We start from the raw sequence: 13,812 nt of genomic DNA, 5'->3' as shown, positions 1-13,812 counted from the left end.
CCGCATACATGTAAAAAAGCCGCTGGGTTCAAATTGATCTCAGCGGCTTTTTTATGCAATTAATAGGAGCAGATAATATTTAGACGTTTATATCCCGCTGTCCGAAGTTTCCAACCTTCGGACTAATATGCGCGTAGTCTCCAGACTACCGCAAAAACAAAAAAGCCCTCAGAAATTAATCTGAGAGCTTTCTGTGGTATCAGCTGGAATCGAACCAGCGACACAAGGATTTTCAGTCTTTTTCTTGCGCTGTCAGTAACGGCACAAAAACCGCTCTGATTACTTCTAATAAGCGATTTTACGGATTTTTTTGCTGACATACAAATCTTTTGTGCCCTTTTTGTGCCTTTTTATAGAATTACAGGTTTAAAATATCTTAATGTTGTTTGTACCATTCCATTGCATATGAGGCTGGTTCGAACCAGTGACCCTCTGCTCGTAAGAGCGAGGAATATATCTTGCAACTAATTATCTACCAGAACGTTAATCCACAACCCTAAAAACGGGGGCTTAGTAAATTGTGAAAAATCGTTTATTAAATCACTTATGGGCTACTATTACATATACACACATATGCTATTTTGTGTTGTAATCCTTTTAACGAGCTGGGTCGGCTGGCAAATTTCTCAATCAACCGGTAACACGGAAAAGGTAAATTCTATTTTTAGTTGGCCTTATGTGGTTTTACTGATAGATATCTTCTTAGTAATATCATATTTCATTATTATACGTGGTGGTGAAATAGACGTAAACCATCACATACAACCTCCATCTGCGTATGTTGAAACATTTTGGTCAATGGTGATTTTCATTACCTATCTTTTTTGGGATGTTATAACAAAATTGAGAAAAATCGAATTTGAACCCGCCGAAGGAACGCAGTATTATAGAAAGCTTAAACTTAGCTTTAACATTCCCGATAACCTATTTTAGTGACCGTGATAGAGAATCAGGTATAATTTTTTCATTTAAATAATAGTCAAAATATATTAAACCAAGAAGGTGTTTTTGCATGGAACGCCGAACCTTATGAACCATTAGAAATGGTCGGTAATGAACAATACAGTAAGGATAAATCCGATGAAGAGTTAGGAAACTACAGGTTTTGCCAGTGTTTTAACATCAATAAGAATTTGGAAAACTACATCAATTCCGTATTATTTTCATCGGATTCTTGACTTTGCGAATGTATTAATACCGGAATAGGCCTGTTTACACAAGTGTTAGGTTTCGGTGATCTTCTGCCCCGTTTAAGCCCGGATAATAACGGAGGGGGACAGACGATAAATCAGCTTTCGCTATTTGTCGGCGGCGCGAAACTTATATTTATTTCATATATTTTTTAATGATACGCAATTAATAGGCTGTTTATTTTCATCAAACGCTATTTTGGGCTTTTAAACAAACTCACTTTTGGGTAATTCCCTTCCATTCATCTGTTCTGAAGGGCACGGCCGGCAGTCCTTCTTTATTAACAAGGTTACAAACCGGGTTGTCCGCCCAGGCATAGCGTACAGCCACCGGAACAGCTACCTTATCCGAACTCACAATTACCTTATTACCTTCGATCCGGGCAGATGCCCAATAAAATTTTCTATCATCTCCGGCAATTGCAAACCCTTTTAAAGAATCAATATCGCTAGTTACCAGCCCCGAACCGGTATCAGTAAAACTTATGATGATGTCTTTTCCCTTTATGGCGCAGTTTTTATACATTGGCCCCGAGGCAATAACATTTTTCTCATATACCTTTTTATCTGCTATCAGCGCCAGCCTGCGTCCAACTTCCTGCTTGTTTAGCGGATGAATACTGTTGGCATCCCCGATATCTATTATGCAAGTCATGCCTGTATTGGGTTGCGACAGGGTTAATGTTTGGGCTTCTCTCAGTTCGGCCCATTCGCTTTCAGAAGGAAGCGGATTTACTTTTTTGAAATTAGCCAACTGAACATATAAAAAAGGAAGGTTACCCTGGTGCCAGCGTTGTCGCCAGTCGTTAATTAGCATGGGAAATAATTCTCTATAACGGTAAGCCTCCGTATCATTTGCCTCGCCCTGGTACCAGATAACCCCTTTGATCCCAAAGGGAATTAACGGATGAATCATGCCATTAAACAGCAATGCGGAATAATTTTGATAATTGCGAATTTGAGGCAAGGCTGGTTCAACATCTTTTTTATACAACCATTTTCCTGCCAAAGAAACCTTAGCAACATTATCGGTAATATAAATATTTTCGGCCGGAGGGTTGAGTCCGCCACCGCCCCACAGCATAGCCATTCTGATGCAAATGGTATTTTGCCCGTTCTTAACCAGGCTGGCAGGTATAGTATAAAATTGTTTTGGATTGCTACTCCAAATAGTTTTGCATATTTCAGCACCATTAAAATAAAGTGAGTAACTCATTTCGGGGAGTCCAATATTGAGTACTAACTGTTTTCCCGTAAAAGACGGTGGTAGCACAACTTTCTTGCGCAACCACATCATCCCTTCATATTTTCCAATCCCAAAATCTTTAACCGTACGGGGCATCTCAACCGCCGTCCAACCAGAGTCGTCATATTCTGGTAATGGAACAATTTTATCAGAACTGCCCTGCGGATGATAAACGATGTCCCAAAAACGTACCATATTCAGGCTATCTTTTGCAAAATCATTTTGACTCAGCGTATCATTCGCAAGTATTTTTGCTCTGGTAGCAGTCGATGTAAGCAGCATTTCCCGGCTTGTCCAGGTTTGCACCGGCGTTCCGCCCCAGGTACTTTGAATGATACCAATGGGTACATTTTGTTCTCTATGTATTTTGCGGGCGAAATAATAAGCAACGGCAGAAAACTGCTTTACATTATTTGTGTCACATAGTTTCCACTTACCCGCTAAAAAATCAGATTGAGGAGTAAGTTTAATATCGTGTTCTACAATAAGAAAGCGGATCTGGGGAAAATCTGCTTTGCCAATTTCATTCGGAGCATCCCGCGCCTGCTGTACCTGAAATTCCATATTGGATTGACCCGAAGCCAGCCATACATCCCCGATAAGAATTCCCGTTAATTTGATTGCGGAGTAGGGCTTTCCTGACTCAGAAATTTTGAGATCATAAGGGCCACCTGCATTAAACTTCGAAAAATGCAACATCCATTTGCCGTCTTTATCAGTTTTTGCTTTTGTACTTACCTTACCAAGCGTTGCTACAATCAAAGAACCCGGAGTTGCGTTACCCCAAACAGGAATATTTATACCTCTTTGCAAAACCATATTATCGCCAAACACTTTTGGCAAAGTTACCTGGGCGTATCCTGATTGAGCGTTACAAAATACCGCCGGGCATAAAGAAAAAACGATCGCCAAAAAAAAAATTCTATTTATAAAACTCATATTATTACTTTTTCACTTTATAGCTTGCGTCAATTGATGTTAGTTGCGAAAAATCACTATTTCGGCATCTTTACCGGTAACAACAGTTCTGGCTTCCGCCAGATCCTGAATCAAGCAAGTACCTGTTTTTATTATCTTCTCTTTACCAATTTATTTTACTTTAAAGAAATCACCCCGACAAAACCTCCTCTTGCTACTTAATATTAAACGTTGCTGTTTGCCTGATATCTCTTGATGACGCAGCGGCCAGTATTTTGTATTGACCAGGCTCAATCACCCAATTTTTTAGTTTATCGTTAAAATAGGCGAGATCGTTTATAGCTATGTTTATTAAAACAGGAGCCGTTTGACCCGGTGCTATCATAATCTTTTTAAATGCCTTTAGTTCTTTACCAGGACGCAAAACCGAAGAGTTTAGTTTGCTGATGTAAAGCTGTACAACTTCTTTACCGGCAACACTGCCTGTATTTTTAACCTTTAAGGATACCGTTATTTTATCCCCCTTTTTATACGTTTTCTTGTTGGTGGCCAAATCAGTATAAGTAAAATTGGTATACGACAATCCATAACCAAAACAGTATAAAGGATCAATTTTCTTAGTATCATACCAGCGATATCCAACCAGTATCCCCTCTTTATATTCAGCAGTCAGGTCCTTACCCGGATAAGTATTTAAGGCAGAAGCTGGTGAGTCGTTTAACGAGACAGGGAAAGTAAAAGGCAACCTGCCGGATGGGTTCACTACACCTTTTAAAACATCGGCCAGTGCATTCCCTGCTTCCGATCCGTTAAACCATGACCAAACAATGGTATGATTTGACTTTTTAATTTTATTAAGGTCGTAAGGAGCACCTGCCATTACCACAATAATGGTATTAGGATTAGCAGCGGTAACTGCGTCAACCAATGTCTGCTCTCCAAAAGGCAATTCAAGATTTTTACGGTCATGGCCTTCGCTTTCAAACTCGCGATTGGAACCGATGCACAAAATGGCAATGTCGGTTGTTTTTGCAAGCGCCACGGCCTGGTCGATCAGGGTTTGGTCGGGTTGATCATAACCACTATTTTGCGCGTCAGTATTGTTCGCTAAATACTTAGCCTTGTAACCCTGGGCAAAAGTGACGCTGGCTGTTTTACCGAACCTTGATTTTATGCCCTCTAATGCTGTTATCTCGTGCTGGGCCTTTACCCCTGCACCATAACCGCCCAAAGCAAATGTACGTACCGCGTTGTCGCCGATGACCGCAATGCTTTTAATGTTAGCTGTATTTAAAGGCAATAAATGTGCATCGTTTTTTAATAGTACAACAGACTCTGAGGCAATTTCATAAGCGGCTTTGCCATGCTCCGGGGTGGCTATGCTTCCTTTGGGATGATTCTGGCTCATAGATGTGTGATACATCAGCCATAAAATTCTCCTCACTTTATCATCAATCGTTTTTTCAGAAACCTGGCCTGCTTTTACCGCGGCAAGCAAAGGGTCGGCAAAATACCATTTATCATACGGGCCGCTTGATCCCATTTCAATATCAAGTCCGGCATTTGCCGCCGCTACCGTATGATGTGTGCCGGCCCAGTCGGACATAACCACACCTTTAAAACCCCATTCCTTTTTTAATACTTTATTCAGTAAAAAATCATTCTCCGAACACCAATAGCCATTTAGCTTGTTATAAGCTGACATTACGGTGTAAGCATTTCCCTGTTGCACTGCCGCCTTAAAGGCCGGGAAATAAATCTCGCGTAATGCCCGTTCGTCAACTATGGCATTCATCATGTTACGGTCTGTTTCCTGATTATTTGCCGCGAAATGTTTGATACAGGCTGCCACATGCTGGCTTTGGATGCCCTTAACCGCCTGTACAGCTAATTGTGCGTTCAGATACGGATCTTCTGAATAATACTCGTAGGTACGCCCGCATAGCGGCATTCTGCAAATATTAAATGCCGGTGCAAGCATAATATCCTTTTTACGGGCATTGGCCTCCTCTCCTATAACCACCCCATATTTATTTGCCAATGCGGGGTTCCAGGTAGCTGCTATAGCTGAACCGTTTGGCAGAAAGGTAGCCGAATCGGTTGTCCAGTTTGCCGAGTTCCAGTCAAAGCGCTTTATTTCTTCGCGCACACCTAATGGGCCATCGTCGCACGTTAGTTCGGGGATACCCAAACGTTTTACTCCCCCTGAAGAAAACAAGGCATTACCATGCAGCATGTTGATTTTTTCTTCGAGTGTCATTCTCTTAAGCATGTAATCTATCTTATACTGTAATGACATCTGTTTCGCTTTCTGGGCCGAAACATTTCCGAAGAAGAATAATGTGGCAAGGGGTGCTATCAAAAATTTTATACGCATTGATTATTTAAAATTTGGTTTGTAATTTATTGTTCATATTCTTTTTTTTAACCCCTGCTATTTTAGGCGCAGGCCAGCCCATAGTATTTAATATTACCCTGGGTTTTAGCCTTACGGATAAAAAGAACGTAAGCAGAGGAGAGGATATCGTATTCCTTTTTAAAGAGCTTTGCGAAATATTGAGGTGCTTCAAACCCAACTTCGCTTGCTACCTTGTTAATTTTCATTTCTGTACTTTCGAGTAAATGGGCAGCTTTCTGCATGCGGATTGCCTGTATAAATTCTACAGGCGATTTACCGGTAAGCATTTTAAGTTTCTTATACAGCGATACCCGGCACATTTTCATCTCACGGCTGGTTGTTTCAACAGAAAGCTTGGGGTTTGATATATTCTGCTTGATATACTCAATCAATTCACTCAAGAATTTCTCATTCCCTGTTTGTGCATCTACCTGTTCAAAATGCACCTTTATCTGCCCCTCAAAAGCCCGTTTATATGTTTCCTGAAGCTTGTCAGGTATTCTAAAGGCCCTTCTCTTTTTCATTTCTTTATACAACATTTATTAATTAATGCCTTGTATTATGATTAAAAATCAAATCATCCAATTGATTTTTAAATAGTTCCCAATCATAAGTTTTTCTATCATATATAATTTTCTTGAAGCCCTCTTTCGAAAGATTGCCCGGAATTTGCAAGTACCCTTGAAAAAATATACTTATCTCATAATGCTGGAAGTTCTGCGTGTTGTTGGCCTTGAAATAATTTGCAGGCAATATTTTATTTATCACTTTGAGTATGATGAAACCTATTGTTGAAAATCTCATTTTGAAAGGTAACGCATCCCATAATGTTTTAAACATTTTTGAGTGAAGTTCTTAATAAGTACCAAGCCCTCGTTACACATTTTTTTCGATTCAGGCGTTGAGATAGGGTTACTGAAGAAAGCAGGGTGCTCCTTAAGCAAAATACCAATCGTATCAAAATTCTCTATCAAATCTTTAATTTCACTTTCATCTAATTCCGGCGCTTTTGAAATAATTTGATCTTCCATATTCCTTTTTTTAATACACTTTAGAGCTAATTGAATATATTAGTTTGAACTTGCGGAATTATGCCAGTATCACGAATAAACTCTTATTCATGATACCGGCAGTTTTAAGTGTCATTGTCTCAAATAATTCACGGGTTGCTGAATCAACATTTATTTGCCTCCGGCTCCCAAAAGAAAAGCTTAACGGTTTCACCGAATCGGCAGTACCAGCCCGTTTTGATCGAACATCTACTTATATATAGCATCAATAAACCAGCAACCGGAATTACTCGAATTGCCAATCATCAAACAAAAAACCGTCTCCATAAAATACAAAATAGATATTCCCTGCTCCATTAGGTATCTTCTGTGTTATTTGCTGTGAGAGCGTAGTCCAGTTCTTCACATCACACTTAAGGGAAACAAGAGCTGGGCCGGCAAGACTATTTACATAAACATCAATTTGACCTGTTCCTTTCACCCTGGCTTCGAATTTGGAAGGAATCTGTTTGCTAAAATCGGCTCCCCGGACCATGAGAACTTGTTTATCTATTTGTCCTTTGGCAACCATATTACCAACAATACCAGCAGTATCGAACTTGACATGCCCCGAAGTGCCTGCAGTGGTTTCTGCTTGCTGCAGAACGAACGGATTTAATAGCTGAGTTTGTGACGGACCTTTAAAGGTGGCGTTGATCATGGGGATGTTCACGCCATTAGCTGTATTCACCGATGCTTCCTCGATACCCACATTACGAAAACCACCCGTAGTGTTAAAATAATTCTGTAAATACATGGCATGGTAAGCAAAATACCATTTCCCTTGAAACGTGAACAAGTGAGAGTGATTGTTTGTCAAAGGACCCACGTTATCACCCACGTTTTCGCCAGGATTCCTAAAGTAATTATCGCCATACTGCCAACTATTCGAATCTAAGGGTGCTTTACTCGTCATATAAGATATGCAGGCGGCGCTTGGTTTAGCAATATTGCTATAAGGCCATACATTGCGTGCATCCCAATTCGTACAATAGCTATAAACCCAGGTTCCATTGATAAAGTTAAGGTCGCTGGCCTCATTAAAATAAGGAGCGGGTATCTTAGAAATACTGCCGGCCAAACTGATCATATCTGGTCCTAATTTGAAGATTCTGGCATTGTCCGGCAGATAGGGTGTTTTTTCCGCGCCGGCTCCAAAAACCAGCCAGCCTGTACCTTGGCCGTCAATCAAAACTCCGGGATCGAATGGATTATCGACATCCACACCGGGGGTTTTGGTGTCGACTATGTTCTTTCCTAATGGGTCTTTCCAGGGGCCAACGGGAGAGGTGGAAGTAAGCATGGCTGTGGCAGTACCGCTATTGGAATAATACATATAGAAATGCGTTTTACCATCTGTTTCCATTCTGGATTCAATGGAAGGCGCCCAGGACGCATAAGTATATGGCGCCAGCTTTGCTGTATTTATGACGCCATGATAAGTCCAGTTGACCATATCAGCGGAAGACATCATGACCAGTGTACGGATATACCCGTAATTATTTTTCCCACCCGGTCCTACCGTGTCATACTGTTGTTGATCATTCGTGGTGTACACATAAACTCTTCCATTGTATTCTATAGCTGTTGGGTCGGCCGTAAACATAAAATCTAATAAAGGATTCCCATTATTGGTGAAAAGTTTCGGCGAAACCATTGCGAATTTTGCTAACAGATTTTGATTATCTGGCTGTGAAACTTCAATTTGCGTGGCATCACCATTCGAAGCTTTGATAGTCACTATCGCCTCGCGGCCAGCCCCCGTGTTGTTAGCGCTCGCGGTTAATTTAAGCGTAACATTGCCCGAGCCTCCCGATGCCTGACTTATCGTGAACCATATAGTTGAGCTATTGGATGTCGCTGTCCAATTACCATTGCTGGTGATAGAAACATTAGAACTACTGCCTTCCGACTCAAAAACAACTTGCGCGGAAGAAACAGTGAATTGAGGTTGAGGCGCAACCTGTTTCTTATTACAGGAAAAAGAAAGCAATGGGACCAAAAATAGCAAGCCTAAAAATATCCCATGACCCTTTCTCATATTTATTATATAGTTCATTTTTGTTAGTTTAATTTATATTTTCACAATCAATACCAATCATATACGTCAAGAAAACGGTACTGTGTAATCTGTTCACAGTACCGCTATTCCAGAAAAAGCTTTAATCCAACATTACTGTTTATATCCAGCCACAAGGGCATTATACGTACGCTGGTCTATTACCACATTATTAGCCCTGTCTAACATATTCCCTACCTCCCAATAAAATGGCAGGAGACCATCCGTTTTAGCCGTTTTGGTCATAAAAGTGTTCCAGTAATCCACAGACCTGTTGCTCACCAACGTATCCTTAGGCATAGGCTCGTTGGGATTATTTCTCCTCGGGGCCGCATATTCACCCAGAATCACAGGGATACCTTTGTCAACAAAATTCTGTTTTATCCCTTGTAACTCAGTAGTGATCGCACTCTCGTCTCCTGATCCAGGGGTGGCGTTGCGCGATGGCTCAATAGTAGAAACATTCCCAGCCCCCCAATAGTAAATCATGTTGCCCCAGCTTGCATCTCCATCCGTTAGTATCGTAAATCCAGCAGGTGTGTAGTCATGCACCTCGACCATCAACTTGTTAGGTACCGGGTCGGTAGGAAGACTAGTCATCAAAGTAGCAGTTTTAGTAGGATCAGCGTGGGGCCCCTGCACAACCAGCACCCGGTAACTGTTCCTGCCTCCGGTAGAGCGAACTGCATTGATGAATGTTTCGTGATAACCATTGAGTATGGCCATCTGCTCGGCATTATCAGCCTGAGGTTCATTCGTGCTGGCAAATAAAAGGTGCTCATCAAAATCACGCAAGGTTGTAGCAATCTGCTCCCAAATCGCCTTTTGCATTGCATTAACGGAATCTTTCTTTGTGGCATTGACATTTTGTTCCAGCCAGCCAAGATCCGCGTGAGCATTTATTATCACATACACACCATTAGCCACACAATATCCAACCACTTGTTTCACCCGCGCAAGCCATGCAGGGTCAATTGTTGCCTTTGACCGATCGCTTAAATGAGTCCAAACCCAGTTACAGGGAATCCGTACAGCAGTGAAACCTATTTGTTTTACAAATTTCACCTGCGCGTCGGTAATTTTACCAGACACCCAATCACCTTCGTTCGGGGAGTCCATGGTATTGCCAAAATTCATTCCCATTCCCGTTGCCATTTTTGCAGCCAGTTGCACGGCATTACTGGTCACTCCGGTCATGTCTGGCGCTATGGGCGATGTATTATAACCTGGGTATATGGTGGGGGCCTGGGTAACCGTTACCCTTCTTGCCTGCCCGTTTGACGCACTTATTTCAAAAATTGCCGACTGGGTAGCGCCCGTGCCATTTGGCGATGTCGCTGTCACATGAATAACGGTACTACCGCTGTTACCGGAAGTTGCGCTTAATTGCAGCCATGACGAAGCAGGGTTGCTTACGCTCCAGGCAGCATTGCTGGTAACGGTTATGTCCTGGCTTCCTCCTTCAGGCGCAAAACTCATAGTCGACACGCTAACCGTGAGTTCCGGTGTCATATTTTTCGCCTTTTTGCAGGCGAAAAGTATAATGATCGCAGTAAGAAATACTACGGATCTAAAAAAATAGTTTTTTTTCATTTTTGTTCTATTATTTAATTAAAAAATCGCATAAATATCCACCCGCACTAAAAAATATCGGTATGATATCTTTTTGTCGCCTGCAATGATAGAGGCTCTATTGTACGTTGATCTTTTTACTGTTAATTTCGTGGCTCTAAAATCCTGCTCCGTTTAGCGAATCCAATGCTTTCGATTGGTAAAAAAAGCCCCACAGCAACTGCTGCCGTGGGGCTGTAGGCTATTTAATTTTCACACACCTAATATTGTCAATAGCGGCATAAAAGTCAGTTGCAGTTGACGAAGAATCGAAATTTTCAAGGTACATATTATAACTACTCGCACCAGTAGGCCCTAATAAATCGCTTATTTGAGTAATTGATACACCATCCCCTAATTCGTTAACTTTTGATTTGAAGGCAGATAAAGGAATAGTTACGGTTTCCCAACCTTTCGTTATAAAAGCTTTGGTAACATTTGAACCAGGAATTTTCCATGGCTCATAACGCGCAACATAACTGTCACCTGCAAAAGTAGTTTCAATATAAAGAGTACCTCCATTCCATGGGTGAGCCACACTCATTTCAAATTGAAGAGCCCAGCTTGAAGGAGGATCTGTAATATTTGCCACAGGTACCCAGTGATTACCCGTATTAGAATTACCCAATGGGAAGAACACACTTGCACCGCCGGCTAAAACAGGAATCTTCAATTCCATATACTGAGTAGTATTTGTTCCCATCGAACCATTAAAATCGGCCACGTTAGCAACTAAATTTTCATTTGAGCCCCAGCCAAAACCAAAATTATCACCCCACTCAAAATCCCCTAAAAGACCAGCAGTAACGCCATTTTGAGTATTTACTTTATAAACAGTAGAAACCGTTCCATAACTGGTAACAATGGTCACTGGTCCACTAGCGTAGCTGTACTTACCTGGAGCCAGAAACTTAACATAAATGCCACGTGGACCTTCTGTGAAATTTGTAATAGTAGCACCGCCAAAAGAAATTGACTGGATAGTCTTAAGGTAACTACCATAAACATAAACCGAATCACCAAGGTCGGGATTACAGTCGGAAATGGCCGCAATGATTGGCTTCGCATTTATGGTATCCAGGGCAATACCAGCTTTAGTGGTTACCGTAACTAGTTTGGTAGGAGTTAATGCTGGCATCAAAAAGCCAAGGGAGTCCCCACTAAGGCTCGTCTTAAACTTTGTGATTGGGGTGCCCCCATATACCAGGTGTTGAACCAATACTAAATTTGCACCAAAAAGATAAACCGAATCGCCCGGGTTGGCAAATACGTCTGAAATAGCCCAAATGGCAGGTGCTGGCGGACCCAGTTTGAAAGCAAACGAGGTGGAACCCCCTGTTGTTGTAACCTTTACGGTATAAAGCTTGCTGGTATCAATAGTTGAAAATGTTATCTGGGGAATTTGCACAACAGCGCTATTTTCCGCCAATAATACAGGACTGAAATTTGCGGGCACACCGTCAAATTCTATCCGGGTTGCACTTTTTAAATTCTGCCCGGTTATCACCACCCATTGACCGTTTGGAATGGCACTGGTCAAAACAGTGTCGTTTGGTGAAGCAACATAACTCCTAACGCCTGTAATTACCGGTGGGTTAGAAGAACCCTCATTGTTTTTTTTACAAGCTGGCAGTAAAGCCACCATCGCGAAGAATAGCGGCAACAAATACAAGCGGATGTTTAAATTATTTTTCATAATTATATATTTTAATATTAAATTAATAGTAGGGTACTGGCGGCTGTGTCAATTTGGGGTCACTCGTCAACTCGGATGAAGGAATTGGCAGCGTAAATGAACTTATGGTTGCCGGAAGCGTAATTGGCGGCGCAATTGTATCCCTTGTAGCAATTTTGGTTTTAGGATCATAAGTAAACGAAATACGGCCGTGATGAACATCCTGATCATTAAGGAACTTGACGGCGTTAGCCGGATCATAATAAGAATACCTAACCAGGTCTATCCAGTATTGCCCTTCAAAAGCAAGTTCAACTCTTCTTTCCGTACGCAGTGTTGTAGCGTTCAGCACCATTACAGGATCAACGCCGGCCCTTGTCCGCACCAGGTTAAAATACTTAATAGCATCCCCATCGCTCGTACTGGCATTATTACCCAGTATCGCCTCGGCATACACCAGGTACACGTCGGCCAATCTAAGAATTGTATTGTGTTCAATATCTGACCAGGCATCCATTGATGGCGAATTGTTATCCTTTTCGTTGCCAATAATGTGTTTCTTCAAGCCCGGCTGGGTTGCCGTATAACCACCATCGGCTTGATCTAATTCCGGATAATGATCCCCGGTGAGCATAATGGTAGCTTTGCGGCGTATTGTATCTTTAGCCGAATACATCTGGTATAAATCGTAGGTTGGCTGCAGGGGCTCCCATGCGCCTGCCCGTTGAGGGGTAAGGATTGAATTTGGCGAAAAAAAGAGTTGTATGGCGTTGCCATTTCCATAACCCGTGCCCCCAACCCATTGGAAAGAAAATAATGATTCAGGGTTATCGTTGTTAACCGGCCTGAAATAGTCATAATATCCTTGATGGTTTGGATCATTCTGCTCAAAAAGCTGTAACCCGCTATTTTTACACACGTTGCCAGCATATTTTATGGCACTATCAAGCAATTTCTGGTCGCGCTGCCCGCCACTTTGGCCTAAACCCGCCATTGTTAAATACACCTTGCCCAGCATCCCCTGAGCCGACCAGGTAGTTACCCGGCCTTTGTCATCCGTTTTTGGAAGATTATTTGCTGCATAAGTCAGGTCGTTGGCAACGAATTTATAGACATCCGAAACAATATTGCGGTTAAGCAGCGGATTTTTTATCAGTTTGCTGTTATCTTCGATAATTGGCACCGCACCCCAATAAACCGCCAGGTGATAATAAGCTACGGCACGCATAAACCTTGCCTCGGCTATAGCCGCATTTTTGTCTTTTGCCGAAATGGACGAAGACGCCTGTTGCTGTATAGCATTAATAACGCCATTACATTGCCCTATACAATTGTATAAGCCAACCCAGCCATAGGTCATAAGATTATTTGAGCCGGTAACGGTACGTGTGAAAAACTGCACCAAATCGCCATTATACGGAAAACTGGCGGTGCCGCTCAATATGTCTCCAATTTGTATCCAGGCCTCATTGCTAAATTGCCACCAGGTTTGACCGCCGTACAGGCTTGCCGTAGCCAGCCGTAAATCGGAAGTGCTTTTGTAAAAATTAGCAGAACTGATCTGCGAGTTAGACGGACGGTCCAGGAAACTCTTTTTACATCCGGCAATTGCGGCTGCAAATAACAGGATGGTTATAATTTTGTGAATTGATTTCATAAACATATA

General features: G+C 41.9%; 8 protein-coding genes. All 8 read right to left on the bottom strand.

Features of this window, described 5'->3' with window-relative positions; all coding sequences use genetic code 11:
• Positions 1–1,407: 1,407 nt before the first annotated feature.
• Positions 1,408–3,375, bottom strand: a complete 1,968-nt coding sequence (locus tag BLU33_RS03510) for a sialate O-acetylesterase (RefSeq protein ID WP_091369341.1) — start codon at positions 3,373–3,375, stop codon at positions 1,408–1,410.
• Positions 3,376–3,568: 193 nt separating this feature from the next.
• Positions 3,569–5,731 (bottom strand): glycoside hydrolase family 3 C-terminal domain-containing protein, encoded by a 2,163-nt coding sequence (locus BLU33_RS03505; RefSeq protein ID WP_091369338.1) that lies wholly within the window; start codon positions 5,729–5,731, stop codon positions 3,569–3,571.
• Positions 5,732–5,793: 62 nt separating this feature from the next.
• Positions 5,794–6,276: a helix-turn-helix domain-containing protein gene (locus tag BLU33_RS03500; protein WP_157682041.1), complete on the bottom strand. Its 483-nt coding sequence runs from the start codon at positions 6,274–6,276 to the stop codon at positions 5,794–5,796.
• A 276-nt stretch (positions 6,277–6,552) separates the two neighbouring features.
• A complete protein-coding gene (locus BLU33_RS03490) occupies positions 6,553–6,783 on the bottom strand; it encodes a hypothetical protein (protein WP_091369327.1) in 231 nt (76 codons plus the stop codon).
• Between the two features lie 265 nt (positions 6,784–7,048).
• Positions 7,049–8,842, bottom strand: a complete 1,794-nt coding sequence (locus tag BLU33_RS03485) for a family 43 glycosylhydrolase (RefSeq protein ID WP_172829208.1) — start codon at positions 8,840–8,842, stop codon at positions 7,049–7,051.
• Between the two features lie 132 nt (positions 8,843–8,974).
• A complete protein-coding gene (locus BLU33_RS03480) occupies positions 8,975–10,453 on the bottom strand; it encodes a cellulase family glycosylhydrolase (RefSeq protein WP_091369320.1) in 1,479 nt (492 codons plus the stop codon).
• A 220-nt stretch (positions 10,454–10,673) separates the two neighbouring features.
• Entirely contained in the window at positions 10,674–12,167 is a 1,494-nt protein-coding gene (locus BLU33_RS03475; RefSeq protein ID WP_091369316.1) for a glycan-binding surface protein, read from the bottom strand.
• Positions 12,168–12,189: 22 nt separating this feature from the next.
• On the bottom strand, positions 12,190–13,803 hold the full coding sequence (locus BLU33_RS03470) for a RagB/SusD family nutrient uptake outer membrane protein (protein WP_091380139.1): 1,614 nt from the start codon (positions 13,801–13,803) through the stop codon (positions 12,190–12,192).
• Positions 13,804–13,812: the final 9 nt, after the last annotated feature.

The organism is Mucilaginibacter mallensis (assembly GCF_900105165.1).
In the GTDB taxonomy this organism is placed as follows: Bacteria; Bacteroidota; Bacteroidia; order Sphingobacteriales; family Sphingobacteriaceae; genus Mucilaginibacter; species Mucilaginibacter mallensis.
This window is presented reverse-complemented; position numbering and strand designations above follow the sequence as displayed.